The sequence below is a fragment of the Acidovorax sp. GW821-FHT09B03 genome, assembly GCF_059418305.1.
This window is the reverse complement of record NZ_JBWKPP010000005.1, coordinates 283,993-305,429: the sequence shown is the minus strand read 5'-3', so window position 1 is coordinate 305,429 and position 21,437 is coordinate 283,993. Positions and strand designations below refer to the sequence as shown.

The 21,437-nt window shown below is 69.0% G+C and carries 22 protein-coding genes; 5 read left to right on the top strand and 17 right to left on the bottom strand.

The window, feature by feature from the left end:
- Positions 1–13: 13 nt before the first annotated feature.
- Together AC07PA_RS12360 and AC07PA_RS12355 are read left to right on the top strand one after the other, a co-directional pair.
- A complete protein-coding gene (locus AC07PA_RS12360) occupies positions 14–1,552 on the top strand; it encodes a PepSY domain-containing protein (RefSeq protein ID WP_494605697.1) in 1,539 nt (512 codons plus the stop codon).
- 127 nt (positions 1,553–1,679) lie between these two features.
- On the top strand, positions 1,680–2,000 hold the full coding sequence (locus AC07PA_RS12355; protein ID WP_494605695.1) for a hypothetical protein: 321 nt from the start codon (positions 1,680–1,682) through the stop codon (positions 1,998–2,000).
- A 67-nt stretch (positions 2,001–2,067) separates the two neighbouring features.
- Here the strand turns inward: AC07PA_RS12355 and AC07PA_RS12350 are convergent, their stop codons facing one another.
- The 4 genes from AC07PA_RS12350 to AC07PA_RS12335 all read right to left on the bottom strand — a co-directional run bounded on the left by AC07PA_RS12350 (position 2,068) and on the right by AC07PA_RS12335 (position 7,671).
- Positions 2,068–3,378 carry a uracil-xanthine permease family protein gene (locus AC07PA_RS12350; protein ID WP_494605693.1) on the bottom strand — a complete coding sequence of 437 codons (1,311 nt, stop codon included), beginning with the start codon at positions 3,376–3,378 and terminating at the stop codon, positions 2,068–2,070.
- 187 nt (positions 3,379–3,565) lie between these two features.
- Entirely contained in the window at positions 3,566–4,966 is a 1,401-nt protein-coding gene (locus tag AC07PA_RS12345; RefSeq protein ID WP_494605691.1) for an 8-oxoguanine deaminase, read from the bottom strand.
- A 118-nt stretch (positions 4,967–5,084) separates the two neighbouring features.
- Positions 5,085–5,993, bottom strand: coding sequence for a LysR family transcriptional regulator (locus tag AC07PA_RS12340; protein WP_494605689.1), 909 nt, complete (start codon positions 5,991–5,993; stop codon positions 5,085–5,087).
- A 49-nt stretch (positions 5,994–6,042) separates the two neighbouring features.
- Positions 6,043–7,671, bottom strand: a complete 1,629-nt coding sequence (locus AC07PA_RS12335; RefSeq protein ID WP_494605687.1) for an ABC transporter permease — start codon at positions 7,669–7,671, stop codon at positions 6,043–6,045.
- A gap of 116 nt (positions 7,672–7,787) precedes the next feature.
- On the opposite strand from AC07PA_RS12335, the gene AC07PA_RS12330 reads away from it, so the two are divergent.
- Positions 7,788–8,870, top strand: coding sequence for an ABC transporter ATP-binding protein (locus AC07PA_RS12330; protein ID WP_494605685.1), 1,083 nt, complete (start codon positions 7,788–7,790; stop codon positions 8,868–8,870).
- 163 nt (positions 8,871–9,033) lie between these two features.
- On the top strand, positions 9,034–9,648 hold the full coding sequence (locus AC07PA_RS12325; RefSeq protein WP_494605683.1) for a DUF6272 family protein: 615 nt from the start codon (positions 9,034–9,036) through the stop codon (positions 9,646–9,648).
- A gap of 25 nt (positions 9,649–9,673) precedes the next feature.
- Here the strand turns inward: AC07PA_RS12325 and AC07PA_RS12320 are convergent, their stop codons facing one another.
- The 12 genes from AC07PA_RS12320 to AC07PA_RS12265 all read right to left on the bottom strand — a co-directional run bounded on the left by AC07PA_RS12320 (position 9,674) and on the right by AC07PA_RS12265 (position 18,739).
- A complete protein-coding gene (locus AC07PA_RS12320; protein ID WP_007853114.1) occupies positions 9,674–10,075 on the bottom strand; it encodes a thiol-disulfide oxidoreductase DCC family protein in 402 nt (133 codons plus the stop codon).
- A 54-nt stretch (positions 10,076–10,129) separates the two neighbouring features.
- Positions 10,130–10,699, bottom strand: coding sequence for a DUF4166 domain-containing protein (locus AC07PA_RS12315; protein ID WP_494605681.1), 570 nt, complete (start codon positions 10,697–10,699; stop codon positions 10,130–10,132).
- Positions 10,700–10,805: 106 nt separating this feature from the next.
- Positions 10,806–12,038, bottom strand: coding sequence for a Yip1 family protein (locus AC07PA_RS12310; RefSeq protein WP_494605679.1), 1,233 nt, complete (start codon positions 12,036–12,038; stop codon positions 10,806–10,808).
- Between the two features lie 255 nt (positions 12,039–12,293).
- Entirely contained in the window at positions 12,294–12,980 is a 687-nt protein-coding gene (locus tag AC07PA_RS12305) for a hypothetical protein (RefSeq protein WP_494605677.1), read from the bottom strand.
- Positions 12,981–13,063: 83 nt separating this feature from the next.
- Positions 13,064–13,351 (bottom strand): hypothetical protein, encoded by a 288-nt coding sequence (locus tag AC07PA_RS12300; RefSeq protein WP_007853128.1) that lies wholly within the window; start codon positions 13,349–13,351, stop codon positions 13,064–13,066.
- A 211-nt stretch (positions 13,352–13,562) separates the two neighbouring features.
- Complete coding sequence (locus AC07PA_RS12295; RefSeq protein WP_494605675.1) at positions 13,563–14,108, bottom strand: hypothetical protein; 546 nt, start codon at positions 14,106–14,108, stop codon at positions 13,563–13,565.
- A gap of 71 nt (positions 14,109–14,179) precedes the next feature.
- Positions 14,180–14,917, bottom strand: a complete 738-nt coding sequence (locus tag AC07PA_RS12290) for a lysophospholipid acyltransferase family protein (protein WP_494605673.1) — start codon at positions 14,915–14,917, stop codon at positions 14,180–14,182.
- A 7-nt stretch (positions 14,918–14,924) separates the two neighbouring features.
- Entirely contained in the window at positions 14,925–16,223 is a 1,299-nt protein-coding gene (locus tag AC07PA_RS12285) for a dihydroorotase (protein ID WP_007853141.1), read from the bottom strand.
- On the bottom strand, positions 16,220–17,182 hold the full coding sequence (locus AC07PA_RS12280) for an aspartate carbamoyltransferase catalytic subunit (protein ID WP_494605670.1): 963 nt from the start codon (positions 17,180–17,182) through the stop codon (positions 16,220–16,222). Before AC07PA_RS12280 ends, AC07PA_RS12285 begins: the two co-directional genes overlap by 4 nt.
- A gap of 2 nt (positions 17,183–17,184) precedes the next feature.
- Positions 17,185–17,724 carry a bifunctional pyr operon transcriptional regulator/uracil phosphoribosyltransferase PyrR gene (pyrR, locus tag AC07PA_RS12275; RefSeq protein ID WP_007853145.1) on the bottom strand — a complete coding sequence of 180 codons (540 nt, stop codon included), beginning with the start codon at positions 17,722–17,724 and terminating at the stop codon, positions 17,185–17,187.
- A complete protein-coding gene (gene ruvX, locus AC07PA_RS12270) occupies positions 17,721–18,143 on the bottom strand; it encodes a Holliday junction resolvase RuvX (protein ID WP_494605668.1) in 423 nt (140 codons plus the stop codon). Before ruvX ends, pyrR begins: the two co-directional genes overlap by 4 nt.
- Positions 18,140–18,739 carry a YqgE/AlgH family protein gene (locus AC07PA_RS12265; RefSeq protein WP_007853150.1) on the bottom strand — a complete coding sequence of 200 codons (600 nt, stop codon included), beginning with the start codon at positions 18,737–18,739 and terminating at the stop codon, positions 18,140–18,142. Before AC07PA_RS12265 ends, ruvX begins: the two co-directional genes overlap by 4 nt.
- Positions 18,740–18,762: 23 nt before the next feature.
- On the opposite strand from AC07PA_RS12265, the gene AC07PA_RS12260 reads away from it, so the two are divergent.
- Complete coding sequence (locus tag AC07PA_RS12260) at positions 18,763–20,226, top strand: cryptochrome/photolyase family protein (RefSeq protein ID WP_007853152.1); 1,464 nt, start codon at positions 18,763–18,765, stop codon at positions 20,224–20,226.
- Between the two features lie 30 nt (positions 20,227–20,256).
- Here the strand turns inward: AC07PA_RS12260 and AC07PA_RS12255 are convergent, their stop codons facing one another.
- Positions 20,257–21,414 carry a PilT/PilU family type 4a pilus ATPase gene (locus AC07PA_RS12255; protein WP_007853153.1) on the bottom strand — a complete coding sequence of 386 codons (1,158 nt, stop codon included), beginning with the start codon at positions 21,412–21,414 and terminating at the stop codon, positions 20,257–20,259.
- Positions 21,415–21,437 lie beyond the last annotated feature (23 nt).

Sequence of the window (21,437 nt, the reverse complement as noted above, 5' to 3'; positions counted from 1 at the left end):
CGGGGGCCGCAGCATGCAGCAGCACGCCAAGCGCTGGCTCTACCTCGTGCACCGCTGGGCGGGGGTTGTGCTGTGCGCCTTCTTCGCGATGTGGTTCGTCTCGGGCGTGGTGATGATGTACGTGGGCTACCCCAAGCTCACGGCCGCCGAGCGCCTGGAGCACCTGGCGCCGCTGCGCACGGCCGCCATCGCGCTGGAGCCAGCCGATGCGCTGCGCGCCGCGGGCATGGAGGACAAGCCGCTGGCCGACCTGCGCCTGGCCGTGGCCAGCGGCGGGCGCGCGGTCTACCTGGTGCAGCCCGAGGGCGCCCCCAAGCGCCGGCCGGCCACCGTGGTCGATGCCAGCACCGGCGAGGTGCTGCGCAGTGTGGACGCGGCCCGGGCCATGGCCACGGCGCAGGCCTTCGCGGGCACCTCGGAGGGCGCCCCACGCTACCTGGGCACGCTGGACGAAGACGCTTTCACCCACTCGCGCGCGCTCGATGCGCACCGCCCACTGCACCGCCTGGCCCTGGGCGATGCGGCGGATACGCAAGTCTACGTGTCGGGCACCACGGGCGAGGTGGTGCGCGACGCCACGCGCAGCGAGCGCGGCTGGAACTACGTGGGCGCCTGGATCCACTGGCTCTACCCGTTTCGCGGCAATGTGTTCAATGCCTGGTGGGCCGACATCGTCAATTGGCTGTCCATCGCGGGCATCGTGCTCACCCTCACGGGCACGGTGGTGGGCGTGCTGCGCTGGCGCTTCACGCGGCGCTACAAGAGCGGCTCGCGCTCGCCCTACCGGGGTGTGATGATGCGCTGGCACCATGTCTTCGGCCTGCTGTTCGCCGCCGTGACGCTGACCTGGATCTTCAGCGGCCTGATGTCCATGAACCCCTGGAAGGTCTTCGACAGCGGCGCCCCCGCCCTGCGCAGCCATGCCATGCACGGCGGCCCCCTGGCGCTGCCTGCGCAACCGGCGCGCGTGCAGGCCCTGCTGGCGGCGGCATCGCCCAACACGCGCGAGCTGCGCTGGGTGCGCCATGCCGGCCACACGCTGGTGCTGGCGGCCAGCCCCACGGGCGCGCCCGCCGTGCGCGACGCCGCCACGGCGCAGCCCCACATCCCGGACCCCACCGAGCTGCACGCCGCCGCTGCACGCTTGCTGCCCGACCCGGTGGCGCGCACCGAGTTGCTGCACGGCTACGACCTGAACTACTACAGCCGCGCCGCCCACACCATGACCGGCGGCGGCGACAACAAGCCCCTGCCCGTGCTGCGCGTGGTGTTTGCCGACGCCCATGCCACCTGGGTGCACATCGACCCGCACACCGGCGCCGTGCTCGACAAGAGCGACAACCACCGCCGCGCCAGCCGCTGGCTGTTTGCGCTGTTGCACAGCTGGGACTGGGGCCCGCTGCTGGCGCACCGGCCGCTGTGGGATGCGCTGCTCATCGTGCTGAGCCTGGGCGGGGTGGTGCTGAGCACCACGGGCGTGGTGGTGGGCTGGCGGCGGCTGGTGCGGCCGTGGCGTGGCTCGGTGCAGATAGCCAGATCACTTGCAAAATAAGATTGAAACTTTTTGTTTCATGAAGATACACTGCGTAACACCTGAGTGGCGCGCAGCGGGCAGCCTTGCCGCACGCACCCAGGCCCCGCCATCTTCAACACCAAAAACCACCTGGCAGAGGTCTTTCATGCAATCGATCCGCACCGCGCTCACCGGCTCCCTCCTCGTCCTGGCCGCAGGCACGTCCGCCCTGGCCGCAACCGACTACAACAGCCCACCCGCAGGCGATGGCCAGTACCGCCAGTGCCTGAGCCATGCCGCCAAGCTCTACGAGGGCGGTGACGAAAAGAGCCCCGTCCGCGGCCAGACCAAGGCCCAGGCCTGGTGCACCTGCATGTGGAACGAGACGCCCGACGACTTCAAGGGCAACCTCGTGACCTTTGCCGAAACGCGCAAGGGCAAGGAGACCAACAAGCTCTGCGAAAAGCACGCCGACTGGCACGAGTGAGCCGCTTTGCCCTTCACTGGGCAAGCACCCGGCAAGCCGCCTTCGGGCGGCTTTTTCATGGGCGGGCTCAGGCGGGTTCGTCTTCCTCGTGCTCGCGCCCCGGGAGCAGCAGGTTCAGGCCCACGGCCACCAGCGCGCCCACGGTGATGCCAGAGCCGAAGACCTCGCGCACGAAGGCCGGCATGCGCGCCAGCAGGTCGGGCCGCACCGTGACGGCCAGGCCGCAGCCCAGCGAGACAGCGATGATCAGCGTGTTGCGGCGCGAGGGCGCAGTGCTGGCCAGCATGCGGATGCCGGCCGAGACGATCATCGCGAACATCATGAGCCCCGCGCCGCCGAGCACCGGCTGCGGAATGGTCACCACCAGCGCACCCAGTACCGGAAACAGCCCGGCCAGCAGCAGCATGACGCCCGTGAGCGTGACCACGTGGCGGCTGGCCACGCCGGTGAGCGAGACCACGCCCACGTTCTGCGCGAAGGTGGACAGCGGCGGGCTGGACATCACCGCCGCGAAGGCCGAGCCCACACCGTCGCACAGGATGCCGCTGGCCAGGCGCTTGCCCGGGATGGGCGTGCGCGTGGCCGCGCCCAGGGCCATGAAGGTGCCCGTGGTCTCGACGATGGTGACCAAAAAGGCGATGGACATGGCGACGATGCCCGAGACCGGGAAGGCCATGCCGAAGTGCAGCGGCTGCGGTATGGCGAACACCGGCGCCTCGCGCACCTGGGTGAAGTCGATGAGCCCCAGCCCGAGGCACAGCACATAGCCGCTGGCGATGCCCAGCACCACAGCGCTGGCCGAGACGATGCCCTTGCCCCACTGCACTAAGGCGATGACCAGCGCCAGCACGAATCCGGCAATCGCCAGGTGGCCCACGGCGCCATAGTCGCTGGCGCCCACGCCGCCGGCCGCCCAGTCGACCGCCACAGGCGTGAGCGACAGGCCGATCAGAGTCACTACCACGCTGGTCACGGTGTGCGGAAAGAAGCGCCGTATCACCGGCATGAAGAAGCTGCCCACGATCATCACCAGCGAGCCCACGAGCGACGAGCCCAGGATGCCGGCCACGCCATGCTCCAGGCCCACGCTGATGCCCGCACCGACAAAGGCGAAGCTGGTGCCCATGACGCAGGGCAGGCGGATGCCCACGGGGCCCACGCCCTTGCACTGGATGATGGTGACGATGCCCGAGCCCAGCAGCGCGGCATTCACCAGGGCCACGATCTGGTCGGCCGGCAGCTTGAGCGCGCCGCCCACCACCAGCGGCACGGCGATGATGCCGCCGAGCGCCGCCAGCAGGTGCTGCAGCGACAGCAGCACCGCGGTGGCCAGCATCGGGGGCCGGTCTTCCACCTGGTAAAGCAGTTGTTGATCCATTGTCTTTGTCTCCTTGTCCGTTGGCCTTTTTTTATGCAAAGGCACTTGTCGTCATGTGAGGAATGCAGTCTCTGGTGGGGCGCGTTGCCGTGGCTCCTTGCGTGCGGTGGTGGGCGGCAGGCGCCCAGGTCGAACCGGGCCCGCCCGCGAAGGGGCAGCCCGGTGGTGGATGGAAAAATTGAAGAAATCAGTGGCCGGCCGAGGCCCGCTCGAACAGCGTGTGTGCCAGTGCGTTGTGGCGCCCCAGCACCACGGGCAGGTCGGCCGTGAGCAGGCGGCCGCGTTCGACCACCACGCGGCCGTTGATGACGCTGGTGTCCACGTTGGCCGGCGTGCAGAACACCAGGGCCGCCACCGGGTCATGACCCGCGCCGGCAAAGCCCACCGAAGACATGTCGAAGGCCACGAAATCGGCCGACATGCCGGGCGCCAGCGCGCCGATGTCGTCGCGGTTGAGCACGCGCGCGCCGCCCAGGGTGGCGATCTCCAGCGCCTCGCGCGCGCCCATGGCGGCGGGGCCGTGGCCCACGCGCTGCAGCAGCAGGGCCTGGCGCGCCTCGCCGAGCATGTGGGCGCCGTCGTTGGAAGCACTGCCATCCACCCCCAGGCCCACGGGCACGCCGGCATCGCGCATGCTGCGCACGGGCGCAATGCCCGAGGCCAGGCGCATGTTGGAGCAGGGGCAGTGGGCCACGCCCGTGCCGGTGCGCGCGAACAGGGCGATGCCCTCGGGGTCGAGCTTGACGCAGTGCGCATGCCAGACGTCGCGGCCCACCCAGCCCAGGCTCTCGGCGTACTGCGCGGGGGTCATGTCGAACTTCTCGCGCGAGAAGGCCACGTCGTTGTCGTTCTCGGCCAGGTGGGTGTGCAGCGACACGCCGTGCGCACGCGCCAGCAGGGCCGACTCGCGCATCAGGTCGCGCGTCACCGAGAACGGCGAGCACGGCGCCAGCACCACGCGCAGCATGGCGTGGCGCGAGGCGTCGTGGTACTGCTCGATCAATCGCAGGCTGTCGCGCAGGATGGCCTCTTCCTCCTCCACCACCACGTCGGGCGGCAGGCCGCCCTTGCTGCGGCCCAGGCTCATGGAGCCGCGCGCGGCGTGAAAGCGCATGCCCATCTGCTGCGCGGCGGCAATGGCATCGTCCAGGCGCGCGCCGTTGGGGTACAGGTACAGGTGGTCGCTGGTGGTGGTGCAGCCCGAGAGCATGAGCTCGGCCATCGCCGTCTGGGTGGACACGTGCACCATCTCGGGCGTGAGGTGCGACCACAGCATGTAGAGGTTGTTGAGCCAGGAGAACAGCTCGGCATCCTGCGCCGCGGGCACGGCGCGCGTGAGGCTCTGGTACATGTGGTGGTGGGTGTTGACCAGGCCGGGCAGCAGCACCCGGCCGCGCATGTCGAGCACCCGGGCCCGGCCCTCGTCGGCCATGCGGCGGTACTCCAGCGGCAGCTCGGCCGTGGGGCCCACCCATTGCACGGCGGGGCCATCGGCCACCAGGGCGCCATCACGGATCTCGCGGCGCTGCGCGTCCATGGTGACGAGGACATCGGCGTTCAGGGCGATCAGGGGGGTCGGGGTGCTCATGGGGCGGCTTCTCTGGGTCGCAATTCGATGGCGCCAGTCTAGGAACGCCGGTGCATCCGCGATAGCGCCGATTTGCGCCAATGGTGTCCACAAAATGTGGACACCCGAAAGGCTTGGGCTACCTTGCCGTGGCGAAGAGCCGCGCCAGGGCGTCGCCGATGTTGGCCGCCATGAGCTCGGCCGCGGGGCTGAGCTGGCCCTTGGCGCGCGCCGCCAGCACCAGGGTCTGGCGCGCCAGGTGGGGGTCGCGCAGCGGCACGAAGACCAGGGCGTTGCGCGCGCGCTCCTCCATCACATCGAGTGGGTTGAGCAGGGCGATGCCCTCGCCCAGCACCACCAGGCGCAGGATCAGCGCCATCGAGGTCGACTCGGCCACGGGCGTGACCTTGATGGCATTGCGTTCGAAGGCCGCGTCGAGCAGCGTGCGGATGGTCAGTTGCGGCGCCGGCAGGATCAGCGCATGGCCGACGCAGTCGCTGAGCAACACGGAGGAATGGCGCGCCAGCGCGTGCCTGGGCGGCACCACGGCGCCGATGGGCCATTCGCTGGCCGACAGCGTGCACACGGCGGGTTTGAGCGACAGGTCGTAACCCAGGCCCAGCTCGGCATCGCCGCGCTCCACGGCGGCCGGTATCTCGGCAATCGGCAGGTCGATGATGCGCACCGCGATGCCCGGGTAGCGCTGGCGAAAGGCGTGCACCAGCGATGGCAGCAGCGAGCCCGCCAGGCCCGCCGTGGTGGCCACGGTGATCTCGCCGCGGCGCTCGTCCTTGAACTCGGCAATGCGCTCGCGCAGCGCGGCATGCTCGCGCAGCGTGCTGCGCACATGGGCCAGCACCATCTCGCCCAGTGGCGTCAGGCGCAGCCGGTTGTGGATGCGATCGAACAGCGGCGCACCGAGCTCCGCCTCCAGGTCCAGGATCTGCCGGTTGACCGCCGTGGGCGCCACGTGCAGGTGCTCGGCCGCCTTGCGGATGGAACCGCGGCGGACCACTTCGTCGAGGTAGCGGAGAACTCGGGCGTGCATGGCGCGCAGGTTACCCGGTTTGCCGCAAGGTGCGGCGACCAGCGGACTACTAGCGCTTGCTCGACCTCAGCGTGCGGCTGAGCAAGATCACTGGCACCAGCCCCACGGCCACCAGCGCCAGCGAGGGCAGCGCGGCCTCGCCCAGGCGCTCGTCGCGCGCCAGCTGGTAGGCCACCACGGCCAGGGTGTCGCTGTTGAAGGGGCGCAGCACCATGGTGGCGGGCAGCTCCTTCATCACGTCCACGAAGACCAGCAGCGCGGCGGCGGCGGTGGAGCGCTTGAGCAAGGGCCAGTGCACGCGCGCCAGCAGGCCGGCGCTGCCGGTGCCCAGCATGCGCGCCGAGTCGTCCAGGCTTTGCGGGATGCGCGCATAGCCGCTTTGCATGGACTGCAGCGCCACGGCGCAAAAGCGCACCAAATAGGCCCAGACGATGCCCACGGCCGTGGCCGTGACCAGGGCGCCCACGCCCCATTGCGGCATGGCCGCCTGCAGCCAGCCCACGGGCAACAGCAGCCCGACCACGATGACGGCGCCGGGCACGGCGTAGCCCAGGCTCACCAGCTGCACCACGCCGCGCGTCACGCGGTCGGCGCTGCGGCGCACCGCGAAGGCCAGGGCCAGCGCGACGATGACGGCCAGCACGGCGGTGATGGCGCCCAGGCGCACGCTGTTGCCGGCCCACTCGATGAAGCGCCCCCAGGGCAGCACCGACCAGTCGGCCGCCAGCGGCCGCAGCATGAAAACCACGGGCGCCACGAAGCCCATGAGCACCGGCAGGCCACACACGGCCCAGGCCAGCAGCCGGCGCCCGCCGCGCAGCGCCAGGGGCTGCGCCTCGGCCGAACCGGCGCGGCCCAGGCCGCCCGCAAAGCGCATGCGCTTTTGCGCCCGCTGCTCCAGGTGCAGCAGGGCCATCACCACCACCAGCAGCATGGTGGCCAGCTGCGCGGCGGCGAGCCGGTTGTCCATGGACAGCCAGGCCTTGTAGATGCCGGTGGTGAAGGTCTGGATGCCGAAGTAGCTGGCCACGCCGAAGTCGGCCAGCGTCTCCATCAGCACCAGGGCCACGCCGGCGGCCACGGCCGGGCGCGCCAGCGGCAGCGCCACGGCGCGGATGCGGCGCGGCAGCGGCGCACCGAGCAGGCGCGCGGCCTCCATCAGGTGCGCGGCGCGCTCGCCCAGCGCGGTGCGCGCCAGCAGGTAGACATAGGGGTAGAGCGAGAAGATGAACACCCACACCGCGCCGCCCAGGCTGCGCACCTCGGGCAGCAGCCGGCCTTCGAGACCGAAGGTGGCGCGCAGCCCCACCTGCAGCGGGCCGCTGAACTGCAGGAAGTCGGTGTACGCATAGGCCGTGACGTAGGCCGGCATGGCCAGCGGCAGCAGCAGCAGCCACTCGAAGGTGCGCCGGCCCGGGAAGTCGAACAGCGTCACCGCCGCGGCCGCGGCCGTGCCCACGGTGGCCGCGCCCAGCGCCACCAGCACGCTCAGCCACAGCGTGGTGGCCACATAGCCGGGCAGCACGGTGGAGGCCATCTCGCGCAGGATGGGCCCGGCCAGCGCATCGGCCTGCCCGATCGGCAGCCACGAGGCCAGCACCGCCAGAACGGGCAGGACCAGGATGCCGGCGAGCAGGACCAGGGGAAGGGTATGGAGGCGAAAGGGTGTGCGGCGCAAGGCAGGGGGGCTCGGCAGAAGAAACAACGCACGCCGGCCCGGGCAAGACACCAGGGAAGATCGGAGATGCAAATGCGAATTTTAAGCATTTGCCCCCACCCACCTAAAATGGGGCCATGTTCCTAGAGGTTTCCCAACTTGAAGTGCGCTATGCAGGTCGCCCTCGCGCCGCCGTGCAGAACGTGTCCCTGGGCCTGCGCGCGGGCGATATCGGCGTGCTGATCGGCCCCTCGGGCTGCGGCAAGACGACCTTGCTGCGCGCCGTGGCCGGGCTCGAGCCCGTGTCGGGCGGGCAGATCAGCCTGACCCAGCAGGTGGTCAGCAGCGCCAGCGTGAGCGTGCCGCCCGAAGAGCGGCGCATCGGCATGGTGTTCCAGGACTATGCGCTGTTCCCGCACCTCTCGGTGGGGCGCAACGTGGCCTTTGGCATCCACCACCTGCCGCGCGCCGAGCAGGCCGCGCGCGTGGCCGAGGTGCTCACGCTGGTGGGCCTTTCGGGCAGTGAGCAGCGCTTTCCGCACGAACTCTCGGGCGGGCAGCAGCAGCGCGTGGCGCTGGCCCGCGCGCTGGCACCGCGTCCGCAACTGATGCTGCTGGACGAGCCGTTTTCCAACCTCGACGTGGACCTGCGCGAGCGCCTGGCGCACGAGGTGCGCGGCATCCTGAACGCGGCCGGTGCCACGGCCCTGTTCGTCACGCACGACCAGCTCGAGGCCTTTGCCATCGGCGATGTGATCGGCGTGATGCACGAGGGCCAGCTGCACCAGTGGGACGACGCCTATACCCTGTACCACCGCCCGGCCACGCGCTTTGTGGCGGACTTCATCGGCCATGGAGTGTTCGCCCCCGCCACGCTGGTGCAGCGCGGCAGCAACGTGGTGGCGCAGACGCCCGTGGGCGAGCTCACCGACCTGGCCGAGTGCCCCCTGCCCGCGAGCTACCCCGGCGGCGAGTGCGATGTGCTGCTGCGCGCCGATGACATCGTGCACGACGATGCAGCCCCGGTGCAGGCGCAGATCGTGCGCAAGTCGTTCCGCGGCTCGGAGTTTTTGTACACCCTGCGCCTGGCGAGCGGACAGACCGTTGTGGCCCATGTGCCCAGCCACCACGACCACGCGGTGGGCGAATGGATCGGCATCCGCGCCGAGGCCAACCATGTGGTGACCTTCCCGCGCGAGGCCGAAGCCCGGGTGGCCTGAAACGCTTCACGCAAGCGTCACGGCGCCGTCATGCAAGGCGGCAAGAATAGGTTGCAATTCGTAGCAATACCACCGATTCTTCCCGCATGCCTTTCCTCGACAGGTGCCCGGCCACAGGGGTCCGCGCCTCCCCCGCCCTCTTTTCCACGCGCGGAGCCGCCGTATGAACGGCCCCGATTTCGAACGCTTCCAGGCCAACGCGCAAGACTGCGGCGTACTGTTCTACTACGCCGGTGAGTTCACCCCGGCCGTGGTGGCCGCGGCGGCCGACTCGCTCAAGCAGCGCCTGGCCACCGAGGACGCCTCGGGCCCGGCCAAGCGCAAGCTGTTCTCCACCTTCGTGGAGATGGCACACAATATCCTGCACTACGCCGTCCCCCCCGAGGAGGGTGGCGTTGCGCCGCTGGCCACTGAGGCGGTCACCGGGCCCAAGGGTGCCATCGGTGTGGGCAAAGACCTGCCCGAAGGCGGCCAGGAGGCCGAGGCCGCTCCCCAGTACTGGATCGTCTGCAGCAATGCCGTCGATGTGGCGCATGTGCCCCGGTTGACCGACAAGCTCGACGCCCTGCGCGCCATGAGCCTCGAAGAGATCAAGCAAAGCTACCGCGAGCAGCTGCGCAACCCCGACCACAACGCGAATGACACCCTGAGCAAGGGCGCCGGCCTGGGCCTTCTGACCATTGCCCGCGATGCCAGCGCGCCGCTGGAGTACAGCTTTGCCTCCTCCCCGGAGACCGAAGGCCGCACGGCGCAGTTCCACGTCAAAGCACGGATCTGACCCCAGGCCTGACCTTGGGTAGACCCTAGTCCAGGAAGCGCCCCGCGTGCTCGGGCGCGGGGACCATGCACACCTCGGACCGTCCCCAGATGCGGTAGCGGTTGCGCGCCACCCAGCGGTACAGCGCATCGCGCAGCGGCGCAGGCACCAGCCAGCCCACCCACGCCAGCCGCCAGGGCCAGCCCAGGCGGTGCAGGATGCGCAGGATGGCGGCGGTGTGCTGCCAGGTGCGAGCGCCTTCTTCCTTTTCCTCGACCACCAGCAGGGTCTGCAAGCCATCGACCTGCAAGCCGGCCGCCTGCAGCAGGCGCAGGCCCTCTTGCCCCTGGATGGACGCAAAGCGGATGCGGCCCGCGCGGTCGTGGCGCAGCAGGAACTGCACCCAGCCATTGCACAGCAGGCACTTGGCGTCGAAGACGACGATCACGGCATTGGGGCGTCGAAGACGACGATCACGGCATTGGAGCGTCGAAGACGACAATCATGGTGGCGAAACCGGTACCTGCAGATGCCCCTGGTAGGCCACCACGCGGCCGATCCAGGGCACGGTGGCCTGCACGTCGAAGTGCAGCTCATCATCGCCCAGCCCCGTCTCGCGCGCCACGATGGCCGGCTGCAGCCAGCGCGGGCAGGGTATGCCCAGAAAGCGCATGCGCACCAGGCGCATCTCCAGCCGGCCGCCCTCCACGGCCGACAGGCCGAACAGCAACCGCGCCGCGCCCATGTGCTCCTCGACGAAGCCCGGCGCCTCGCGCAGGGTGGAGCGCATGGTGCGCGTGGGGAAGATGCGCGTCCAGATCTCGGCGCCAGGCGTGGCGTCGAGCTCGAAGCGGATCGCGCCCCGCCCCGCCTGCTGCGGCGCCCCGAGCCCCCAGGCCAGCACACGGCCCAGCAGCGATGCCGGGGCCTGTACCTGCACCTGGCCATGCAGCACCTGCGGGCCGGCCAGGCGGTGAAAGCGCGCCACCGGCGAGGACAGCCGGTCGAAGTCGCCGCCCATCACGCGCTGGTACAGCGTGGCGGGTGCAGCAGGGGCAATGGTGTCGTTCATGGGACCTTGCATCCAGGACAAAGGCCTGGATTGGTCCAGTCTACCCGCCCCGGTGCGCAGGCAAAAAAAATGCGGGCCGTAGCCCGCGCATGCCCCAGTGATGGCCTTAGCCCTTGGGCTTGCGCTGCAAGGCTTCCAGGGCATTGAGGTCCACCTGCGAGAGCATGCCGCGCAGGTCCTGCACCCCCACGCGGTCGCCTTCGATGCCGACCACCAGGCCGTTCTTGAGCACGGTCTTGAACTCGGCGCGGCTGCCGTCCTTGCGGTAACTCTGGTGCAGGGTGCGGCCGTTTTCCTGCCAGGTCTTCTCGGCGCTGCTCTGGTCTTCCTTCTCGCCTTGGCCCATGCCCATGGCCAGGGCCGCCATCTGGCCCAGGCCGCCGATGTCGATGATCTCGATGCGCACGCGCTTGTCACCGCTGCCATAGGAGGCACTGGCCTGGCTGGTGGGCAGGCCCAGGGCCGCGCCGTCCTGCACGTCGAAGCCCGTGCGTGGCAAGCCAGGCAGTTGTTCGGGCAGCGCGGCCTTGAGCGACTGGGCCGCCACGGCCTGGCCGCCACCCATCATGCCGGCGGCAGCCGCCACGGCACCGCTGTTGGCCGCGGCAATGGCGGCGGGGTCCTGGCTCTTCTGGGCCTTTTCCATCTGGCGTGCGGCCTCTTCCATCTTCTTGCTGGCGGCTTCGAGGCCGGCGGTGTCGATGGTGACCTTGCCGCCGGGGGTGTTCACCGAGATCGCAGGCGCATCGGCACCGCTGAACATGGCGCCACCGCGGGGCATGAACAGCGAGCTGACGGCCGCGATGACGATGCCGACCACGATGCCCGCGACGATCACCACCGCCGTATAGGCGATCGACTTGTCAGGGTTGCTGCGCATCAGCACCGGCAGGCCCAGGTAGACCAGGTAGATGGAGTACAGGGCCGCGACAAAGCCCAGCATGGCCAGGGCCGGCAGCAGGCTGAAGATGCCGCCCAGCAAGGCCGCCGTGCTGCCGTAGACCGCGACCTTGAGCGCCTGGATGGAGTTCTTCTGGCCGCCGAAGGTGGGGGCCAGGGCATCGATGATGAGGCCCAGCACGAACACGCCCACCAGGCTCAGCACGTACGAGATCACCATGTTGGCCAGACCCGACAGGATGGGCACGCGCACGGTGAAGCCGAAGCCACCAAAACCCACCAGCGACATGCCGATGAAACCGCAGACGGCCGGGATGATCGCCAGGATCATCAGGTACTGGGTGTACAGCCCCGCCACATCGGCCGGCTCGGCATCGATGGTGGCCCAGGCCTCCTTGGGTTTGAGAAGAATGCTCTTGACGCGTTCGATCAGGTTCATGGTCGTGCCCTCCCGGCAGTGTGAGTGGAGCCTTGCGCCCTCGGTATGGGATGCAGGCAGGCTTTCAACTGGTGCGGACGATAAGGCAATTGGGAGCACTTGCACGCAGGTGCACAAACCCGTGGCGCCGCAAATGTGGAATATGCACGGTTTCGGGCGGGCAGGCTACTCCGGCTGTCTGCCACAAAGTGCCGGCCCCCGCTTCGCGCCGGGCTGGGAGCGCCGTGGGCATGCGGCGCCCCGGCTGGCGCCTGATCAACAACGCCGTCCCGGGCCCTCCCAATGCACGGCAATATGGGGAAAATCGAGCACAGCCTGGCAGCCCGGCTGGTAGCCAGCACGCCGCACCTCATTGGCAATGGCCCGGTGCACCGGCTTGTTCTGACGGGCCAGCACGAGCCAGGTGGCCTTGATGGCCGGCGCCGACCGCACCGAGTCGCTCGCCATCTGCTCGACACGCTGCCAGAAATCGGCCCCGCCCCGCAGCCGCACGAACCGGACCATGTGCCAGAACTCCCTGCGCACACGCCGCCCCAGGTAGTCCAGGGCCACCCCCTCCAGCAGCCGCAGCTCGTCCCGGGTCAACACGGTGCGCTTGAAACGGTGCCACACCACCTGCTTGTGGTAACCCGACCGGTGGTACCACGGGTCGGCCTGCAGGAACGCCAGAGCGCACCCCACATCGGGGCTGCTGCCATCGATGAACTGCTCCCACGCCAACTCCCCACCCGGAAAGAACAGGTCGCCGTACGCACCATGAAAATCGGTGCACGCGTCCTGCCACTGCTTGCAGGCCGCCGCCGAGGCCGAATGCTGTGCGTAGGTTTCGCCGATGAGGGCATGCAACGCACGCAACCGGGCCGCATGCGCGTGCATGGTCTGGACGAGATCGCTCAACGGCACGGCAGGCTCCATGAAAGCCTGCGGAAAGAAGTGGGGCATGGCGCCACTGTACTGGCGCAGAAGCTGGTGGCAAGTCCGCCTGCTGAAACACGGCTCCCCGGATGCACAGGTGTGCGACTACCTCACCCCTGCACAGGCGGCGCAGCCACCGGCTCGCGCGGTGTCTCGGAAGGCGACTGGGAGGGCGGCGGCTCGGGCGTTTGGGCCGGGGTCTGGCTGGGTGGCGGCGCAGGGGTCTGCTGCGGGGTGGTGCTGGTCGATGGCACCGGGGGCTGGTAGGGGGTGGATGCGGGGGGAACCGCCGGCCGCAGCCCGGGCACGATGGCGGGCGTGTTGACGCCTTGGGCCACGGCGGCCACTGAGCTGAGGGTCAGGACCGTCCACACGCCCAGTTGTTGAATGAATCGCATAGAGGGTGCCTCCGTCATCATCAAGGATGGGGCCAGTGTCGCGCGGGAGGGGCTGGTTGCAAGTCGGACAACTGCGCTAATTGATCGATGCGGGGATGGCGATCCAAGGGGGGTTTTGCACGAGCTGCCCAATGGTGCTGCCGCATTGACGAAACAGCATCCGGCACGATTCGGATGCGAGCCGTTGGAGGCTGGCTGTCCCAGGCCCATGCTAATCCCAACGAAACTCCTTGAACGCCAAGTTGATTTCCAAGTCGAACCAGTCATCGACAACCACAAGTGGAGGGAGCTTCAAGGGTACGGTCTGGCCCGCCAGGGCCCGCACGTAGGCTAGATAGCCTTCCGAAAATTGGCTGCCCGCGATAAAGATCACGGTGCCAGAGCACCGGTTGACATTTCCCTCCGGGCCGGCAAAGAAGACGTAGGAGATGGTAGGAAACAGGGGCACGCCGCAATCCCCGCCTCCCTCCCCGGAGTAGACCTGGGCTGGCGGCGGGACATCGGACTTGAGCAGCTCCACCAACCTGTAGCGGGCAGCGAAGCCCGACCAGCCCTGGGGTTCCTTGGTGTTATCGGTGGGCTCCGACGCGACGACCTGGGCCACAAAGATGAAGCTGGCATTCGCCACACGTTCCTGCGTTGAAACGGAGCTGATGCAGGAGCATGCGCAAGCACTTCCGGCAAGACCCAGCATCAGGAACGCGAGCAGCGCCAGTTGCCGGAAGAACGAGGGGTAGCGGGTGGTGAAGCGGCTCAAGAGCAAAAGTTTAGCCAGCGGAACGGCGCGGCACAACATCGGCTTGCCAGCGAAGGCACAGCGCCCTGCCCTCACCCCCGCCGCAACCGATCCACCGCACCCTGCAAATCCTGCGTGAACACCCGCCGGTCCCGCCCCGCCGGCAGTTGCGGCTCGCCGTAGTGCACCACGGCCTCGATGGCCGGGGCGCTCAGGGTGCGCCAGATGGAGCCGACCAGGGTTTCGTCGCCGATGTAGCTGGGGGCGAAGCTCAGGTCGCCGGTGCTGCGGTCGACGAAGCGCAGGCCCACGGGTTGCACGGGGGCGTTGGCGGCCACGGCGGCCTGGATCAGGTTGGCGTGGAAGGGCAGGATCTCGCGGCCGTCGCCGGTAGTGCCTTCGGGGAACACGCCGAGCACCTCGCCGCGCTCCAGCGACTCCTGCATGGTGTGCACCATGCGCAGGGCATCGCGGCGCGAGGCGCGCTCGATGTACAGGGTGCCGGCGGCAGTCGCCAGGCCGCCGATGAGCGGCCAGGCCTTGACGTCGGACTTGGAGACGAAGCGGCAGTGGCGGGCCGCATGCATCACCGGGATGTCGAGCCAGGAGATGTGGTTGGCCACCAGCATGACCGGGCCGGTGACCGGCGGTTGGCCCTGGAGGCGCAGCGAGATGCCGGCCTTGGCCAGCAGCTCCATGGACCAGGCCTGCACACGGGCGTGCTGCTGGTCGGGCGAGAGCGCGGGAAAGCGCAGCGCCACGATGGCCATGCCCTTGAGGATATGGCCCAGCATGCGCCACAGGCGCCAGGCGGCGCGCAGGGCCTTCATGGCGTGGTCAGCCGCCGCGGTCGAAGGCGACCTGCCCACCGACCAGGGTCGTGCGCACGCGGCCGGGCAGTTCGTAGCCCAGGAAGGGCGTGTGCTTGCCCTGGCTGCGCAGGGCGCCGCCCTGCACCGTCCAGGCGGCCGCGGGGTCGAAGATGCACAGGTCGCCCACGCCGCCTTCGACGATCTTGCCCACGCTGGCCTGCAGGGTGCCCAGGGCGCCGCCGAGCACGCGCGCGGGTTCGCTGGTAACGACCGCCAGCGCGCGCTGCAGCGGCACGCCGCTGTCCTGAGACCACTTGAGGGCCAGGGAAAGCAGCAGCTCCAGGCCGGTGGCGCCGGGTTCGGCCTCGGCAAACGGCAGGGTCTTGGCATCTTCGTCCACGGGGGTGTGGTCGGAGACGAGCACGTCGATGGTGCCATCGGCCAGGGCGGCGTTCAAGGCGTCGCGGTCGCGCTGCTGGCGCAGCGGGGGCGACAGGCGGGCACGGCTGTCGAAGAAGCCGATGTCCACGTCGGTCAGGTGCAGCGAGTTGATGCTCACGTCGGCCGTGACCTTCAGGCCCTCGGCCTTGGCACGGCGGATCAGCTCCACACCGGCGGCGCTGCTGATGCGGCACAGGTGCACGTGCGCGCCGGTGCTGCGCTGCAGCTCGAAGATGGTGTGCAGGGCAATGGTCTCAGCCGCCACGGGCACACCCGAGAGGCCCAGGCGCGTGGCCAGGGGGCCACTGGCGGCCACGCCCTTGCCCAGGTGCAGCTCCTGCGGGCGCAGCCATACGGTGTAGCCGAAGGTGGCTGCGTATTGCAGCGCGCGCTGCGTGACCTGGGTGCTGGCCAGCGGCACCTCGGCCTGGCTGAAGCCGACGCAACCGGATTCGGTGAGTTCGGCCATTTCGGTGAGCACCTCGCCGGCCAGGTTGCGCGTGAGCGCGCCCAGCGGGAACAGGCGGCTCTGGTGCAACTTCTCGGCGCGGAACTTGAGCATCTCCACCAGGCCGGGCTCGTCGAGCACGGGGTCGGTGTCGGGCGGGCAGACCAGGCTGGTCACGCCACCGGCCACGGCGGCGGCCATTTCGGATTCGAGCATGCCTTCGTGCTCGTGGCCGGGCTCGCGCAGGCGCGCGGCCAGGTCCACCAGGCCGGGCAGCACGTAGCAGCCGGCGGCGTCGATCACGCGGTTGGGCGCAAAGTCGGGCGGCACGCGGTTGATGCCGACGATGCGGCCGGCGGCCAGCGCAATGCTGCAGGTCTGGTCAAGGCCGGAAGCGGGGTCGATCACCCGGCCGTTCTGGATGAGTATCTTCATGCTTCATTCCCTGCGACGATGGACATGACGGCCATGCGCACCGCAATACCGAAGGTCACCTGGGGCAGGATCACGCTTTGCTGGCCATCGACCACGGCGGAGTCGATCTCCACGCCGCGGTTGATCGGGCCGGGGTGCATGACGATGGCGTCGGGCTTGGCCAGCTGCAGCTTTTCCTGCGTGAGGCCGAAGCTCTTGAAGTACTCCTGGCTCGACGGCAGCAGCGCGCCGCTCATGCGCTCGTTCTGCAGGCGCAGGGTGATCACCACGTCGGCGTCCTTGATGCCTTCTTCGAGGGTGTGGCACACGCGCACACCCATCTGCGACATGTCGGAGGGCACCAGGGTGCGCGGGCCCACCACGCGCACCTCGGCGCAGCCCAGGGTGGTCAGGCCGTGGATGTCGGAGCGTGCCACGCGCGAATGCAGCACGTCACCGACGATGGCCACCGTGAGGTTGCTGAAGTCCTTCTTGTAGTGGCGAATGGTGTACATGTCCAGCAGCCCCTGCGTGGGGTGGGCATGCCGGCCGTCGCCCGCGTTGATCACGTGCACGTGGGGCGCCACGTGCTGGGCAATGAGGTAGGGCGCGCCCGATTCGCTGTGCCGCACCACGAACAGGTCGGCCGCCATGGCCGAGAGGTTGGCGATGGTGTCCAGCAGCGACTCGCCCTTGCTGGCCGAGCTGCGCGCGATGTCGAGGTTGATGACGTCGGCCGACAGGCGCTTGGCCGCGATCTCGAAGGTGGTGCGGGTGCGGGTGCTGTTCTCGAAGAAGAGGTTGAACACGCTCTTGCCGCGCAAGAGGGGCACCTTCTTGACCTCGCGGTCGCTGACGCTCACGAAGTTGGCGGCGGTATCGAGGATGTGCGTGACGATGTCGCGCGGCAGGCCCTCGATGGACAGCAGGTGGACCAGCTCGCCGTGGTTGTTGAGTTGGGGGTTGCGCTTGTGCAGCACGGTCAGGCCTCCCGGGCTTGGTGGACTTGGAATTGGAAAGCACCTTGCTCGTCGCGCGCCAGGGCCAGCGATTGCGTGGCCGGCAGCGCCACGCGCGCGGCCGCGAACTCGGCGTGCACCGGCAGCTCGCGCCCGCCGCGGTCCACCAGCACGGCCAGGCGCACGCTGGCGGGGCGGCCGTAGTCGAACAGCTCGTTGAGCACGGCGCGGATGGTGCGACCGGTGTACAGCACGTCGTCGAGCACGATGATGTCGGCACCGTTGACGTCGAACGGCAGCGCGGTCTGCGCGCCGGCCGCGAGGCCGCGCTGGGCGAAGTCGTCGCGGTGCATCACCGACGAAAGCACGCCGGGGGCGCCATCGAGCCCCAGGTCCTTCTGCAGACGCTCGGCCAACCAGGCGCCGCCCGAGGCGATGCCCGCCAGGTGGGTGCCGCCCGGGTTGTTCATCATGCTGCGCACGCCGCGCAGCAGCTCGCGGTACAGGGCCTCGGCATCGAGCACCAGGCTGCCTGACGGTGAAGAGGTGGTAGGCGTCGTCATGGGAGATTCCTCAAAAACTGTTCCAGGATGATGCAGGCCGAGGCGGCGTCGGCATCCTTGGCGCCACCGGCGATGGCCTCGGTGGTGCTGTAGCGCTCGTCGACCTCGAACACCGGCAGGCCGAAGCGGCCACGCAGCTGGCGCCCGAACTTCAGGGCGCGCTCGGTGTTCTCGTGGCTCGCGCCATCGGGGTGGAAGGGCACGCCGATCACCAGGGCGTCGGGCTGCCACTCCTTGATGCGCTGGGCCACCTGCACGAAGCGGGCGTCTGCGCCCTCGGCCTTGATGGTCTCCTGCGGGCTGGCGCTGCGCAGCATGCGGTTGCCCGTGGCCACGCCCGTGCGCTTGGTGCCGAAATCAAAAGCAAGAAAGGTCTGGAAATGCGCAGGAACGGCAGGCTGAACGGGCAAGCCGGTCATGCGTGCCCCGCCTCGGGCGAGAGCATCCAGGCCTGCAGGCCCAAGAGGGCCAGTGCGCGGTCGTAACGCTCGGTCACGGGGGTGTCGAAAATCACCGACAGGTCGGCCGCCACGGTGAGCCAGGCGTTCTCGGCCAGTTCCGATTCGAGCTGGCCCTCGCCCCAGGACGAGTAGCCCAGGGTGATGAGCACGCGGCGCGGGCCGGCGCCGGTGGACAGGGCCTCGAGCACGTCTTTGGAGGTGGTCATCTCCAGGCCGCCGGGGATGGTCATGGTGGAGGCGTACGCCGATTCCTCGGTCTCGGCACTGTCCATGAGCATGGGTTCGTGCAGCACGAAGCCGCGCTCGGTCTGCACCGGGCCGCCCGAGAAGACGGGGGCGGCGCGCAGGTCCTCGCGGCGCAGGGACAGATCGACCTTGTCGAACAGGCCCTTCAGGGTGATGTCGGTGGGCTTGTTGATGATGAGCCCCAGCGCGCCACGCTCGCTGTGCTCGCACAGGTAGACCACACTGCGCGCGAAAGACGCATCCTCCAGACCGGGCATCGCGATCAGGAAGTGATGCGTCAGGTTGATGGGCGCAGAATCGATAGACATATCTCGCAATTTTAACGGTGAACATGGAGCCCTCTTATTCCACCGGTCTCGTCTGGTTCCGGCGCGACCTGCGCGCCAGCGACCACGCGGCCCTCTACCACGCGCTGACCGAGTGCCGCAAAGTGCACTGCGCCTTCGTTTTCGACACGGAAATCCTCGATCCGCTGCCCAAAAAGGACCGGCGCGTGGAGTTCATCCGCGCATCGCTGGCCGAGCTCGACGAGCGCCTGCGCACCCTGTCGGGCCACGCCACCGGGGGTCTGATCGTGCTGCACGCGGTGGCCAGCGATGCCATCCCCGCCCTGGCGGTGGAACTGGGGGTGGACGCCGTGTTCACCAACCACGACGACGAGCCCCAGGCCCTGGCGCGCGACAGCCGGGTGCGCACGCGGCTGGCAGCGGCCGGGCGGGCGTTTCACACCTACAAGGACCACACGGTCTTCGAGCGCGGCGAGGTGCTGACCCAGACCGGCAAGCCCTACAGCGTGTTCACGCCGTACAAGAACGCCTGGCTCAGGAAGGTGGATGCCTTCTACCTCAAGGGCTACCCCGTGGAGCGCCACGCCCACCGCCTGGCGCCCCGGCCCAAGGCGCACGGGCACGCGGTGCCCCCGCTCGCGGCCCTGGGGTTCGAGCCGGCGGGGATGGCCCTGCCGGCGGGTGAAAGCGGGGCGCAGGCACTGTTCGAGGACTTCCAGCAGCGCATCGGCCGCTACGAGGATGCGCGCAATTTCCCGGCCGTGAAGGGGCCGAGCTACCTGAGCGTGCACCTGCGCTTTGGCACCATCTCGCCGCGCCTGCTGGCACGCACGGCGCACGGCCTAGCGATCAAGGGCAACCAGGGTGCCGCCACCTGGCTCAGCGAGCTGGTCTGGCGCGATTTCTACCACCAGATCCTGGCGCACCACCCGCATGTGGTGGAGCACAGCTTCAAGCCGGCCTATGACGCCATCGCGTGGGAGAGCGGACCCGAGGCCCAGGAACTGTTCGCGGCCTGGTGCGAGGGCCGCACGGGCTACCCGCTGGTGGATGCGGCCATGGCCCAAATCAACCAGACGGGCTACATGCACAACCGGCTGCGCATGGTGGTGGCCAGCTTTCTGGTGAAGGACCTGGGCATCGACTGGCGCTGGGGGGAGGCGTACTTCGCCACCCACCTCAACGACTTCGACCTGGCGGCCAACAACGGCGGCTGGCAGTGGGCCAGCTCCAGCGGCTGCGATGCGCAGCCCTACTTTCGCATCTTCAACCCGGTGAGCCAGAGCGAGAAGTTCGACGCCCGGGGCCAGTTCATCCGCAAGTACCTGCCGCAGCTGGCCACCCTGCCCGACGCCGCCCTGCACGCGCCCTGGAAGGCCAAGCCGCTGGAGTTGCAGGCAGCCGGCGTGGTGCTGGGCAGCACCTACCCGCACCCCATCGTGGACCACGACGAGGCACGCCAGCGCACGCTGGAACGCTATGCAGTGGTGAAGGCGGCGGCGGACTGAGGGTGCGGGGCCTGGCCCCGCTGGGCAGGGTCAGAACCGCGAAATGGGGTCGCGCGGCTTCTCGGCCATCTGCATGCCGCCATCGTCGATGGCCAGCCCGTTGCCGGACGCCAGGCGCAGGCGCAAGGTGACGTCGGTGCGGTTGTCGGCATTGGCCACGGCCTCGGCGGGGGTGATGGCGCCGGCCTCCACCAGGGCCAGCAGCGACTGGTCGAAGCTGCCCATGCCCTGCTCGGTGCCGCGGATGATGGCGGTCTTGAGTTCGTCGACCTGGCCCTTCTGGATCAGGTCGGCGACAAAGGGGGTGAGCAACATGACCTCAGTGGCGGGCACCAGGGTGCCCTTGACGCTCTTGATCAGGCGCTGGGCGATCACGGCCTTCAAGCTCAGCGACAGGTCCATCAGCAGCTGCTGGTGGGCCGTCTCGGGAAAGAAGTTGAGGATGCGCTGCACCGACTGGCTGGCGTTGTGCGCGTGCAGGGTGGACACGCACAGGTGGCCCGACTGCGCGTAGTGCAGCGCATGCTGCATGGTGGCGCGGTCGCGGATCTCGCCGATCAGGATCACGCTGGGCGCCTCGCGCATGGCGCGGCGCAGGGCCTCATCGTAGGACAGGGTATCGAGGCCCACCTCGCGCTGGGTCACCAGGGATTTCTTGTGGTTGTGCAGGTACTCGATCGGGTCCTCGATGGTGAGGATGTGCCCGTTGGCGTGCTCGTTGCGGTGGTCCAGCATGGCCGCGAGCGTGGTGGTCTTGCCGGAGCCGGCGGCGCCCACGGTGAGGATCAGCCCACCGTTGAGGAACGCCAGCTGCTTGAGCACCGGCGGCAGGCCCAACTGGTCGAGTTGCGGAATGTTGGACACCACGTGCCGCACCACGATGCCGACCTGCCCGCGCTGCATGTGGATGTTGAAACGAAAGCGCTCGCCATCGGGCGTGGTGTACGAGAGGTCGCACTCCATGGTGGCCTCGAACTCCTCGCGCTGCGCCTTGCGCATCACCGAGTAGGCCATCATGCGGATGTCGTCGGCGCCCATGACCTGGCGCGAGATGGGCACGTACAGGCCCTGGCGCTTGACCGTGGGCGAGGCGCCCGCAAGCAGGAACAGGTCGGACGCGCCTTCGCGCGCCACAAGGGCCAGACAGGCCAGCAGCCGGCTGTCGCCGGCAGGTGAAGTCGACTCCATCGGTACCTCAGGTCAGGCAGACA

What these genes read in the sequence shown, in the direction of transcription:
- pyrR (WP_007853145.1), bottom strand. Translation starts at nt 17,724, where the DNA reads ATGACGACGCCTACCACCTCTTCACCGTCAGGCAGCCTGGTGCTCGAT.
- AC07PA_RS12340 (WP_494605689.1), bottom strand. Translation starts at nt 5,993, where the DNA reads ATGCACGCCCGAGTTCTCCGCTACCTCGACGAAGTGGTCCGCCGCGGT.
- AC07PA_RS12260 (WP_007853152.1), top strand. Translation starts at nt 18,763, where the DNA reads ATGGAGCCCTCTTATTCCACCGGTCTCGTCTGGTTCCGGCGCGACCTG.
- AC07PA_RS12360 (WP_494605697.1), top strand. Translation starts at nt 14, where the DNA reads ATGCAGCAGCACGCCAAGCGCTGGCTCTACCTCGTGCACCGCTGGGCG.
- AC07PA_RS12345 (WP_494605691.1), bottom strand. Translation starts at nt 4,966, where the DNA reads ATGAGCACCCCGACCCCCCTGATCGCCCTGAACGCCGATGTCCTCGTC.
- AC07PA_RS12305 (WP_494605677.1), bottom strand. Translation starts at nt 12,980, where the DNA reads ATGCCCCACTTCTTTCCGCAGGCTTTCATGGAGCCTGCCGTGCCGTTG.
- AC07PA_RS12300 (WP_007853128.1), bottom strand. Translation starts at nt 13,351, where the DNA reads ATGCGATTCATTCAACAACTGGGCGTGTGGACGGTCCTGACCCTCAGC.
- AC07PA_RS12290 (WP_494605673.1), bottom strand. Translation starts at nt 14,917, where the DNA reads ATGAAGGCCCTGCGCGCCGCCTGGCGCCTGTGGCGCATGCTGGGCCAT.
- AC07PA_RS12325 (WP_494605683.1), top strand. Translation starts at nt 9,034, where the DNA reads ATGAACGGCCCCGATTTCGAACGCTTCCAGGCCAACGCGCAAGACTGC.
- AC07PA_RS12310 (WP_494605679.1), bottom strand. Translation starts at nt 12,038, where the DNA reads ATGAACCTGATCGAACGCGTCAAGAGCATTCTTCTCAAACCCAAGGAG.
- AC07PA_RS12255 (WP_007853153.1), bottom strand. Translation starts at nt 21,414, where the DNA reads ATGGAGTCGACTTCACCTGCCGGCGACAGCCGGCTGCTGGCCTGTCTG.
- ruvX (WP_494605668.1), bottom strand. Translation starts at nt 18,143, where the DNA reads ATGACCGGCTTGCCCGTTCAGCCTGCCGTTCCTGCGCATTTCCAGACC.
- AC07PA_RS12285 (WP_007853141.1), bottom strand. Translation starts at nt 16,223, where the DNA reads ATGAAGATACTCATCCAGAACGGCCGGGTGATCGACCCCGCTTCCGGC.
- AC07PA_RS12315 (WP_494605681.1), bottom strand. Translation starts at nt 10,699, where the DNA reads ATGAACGACACCATTGCCCCTGCTGCACCCGCCACGCTGTACCAGCGC.
- AC07PA_RS12330 (WP_494605685.1), top strand. Translation starts at nt 7,788, where the DNA reads ATGTTCCTAGAGGTTTCCCAACTTGAAGTGCGCTATGCAGGTCGCCCT.
- AC07PA_RS12350 (WP_494605693.1), bottom strand. Translation starts at nt 3,378, where the DNA reads ATGGATCAACAACTGCTTTACCAGGTGGAAGACCGGCCCCCGATGCTG.
- AC07PA_RS12265 (WP_007853150.1), bottom strand. Translation starts at nt 18,739, where the DNA reads ATGTCTATCGATTCTGCGCCCATCAACCTGACGCATCACTTCCTGATC.
- AC07PA_RS12355 (WP_494605695.1), top strand. Translation starts at nt 1,680, where the DNA reads ATGCAATCGATCCGCACCGCGCTCACCGGCTCCCTCCTCGTCCTGGCC.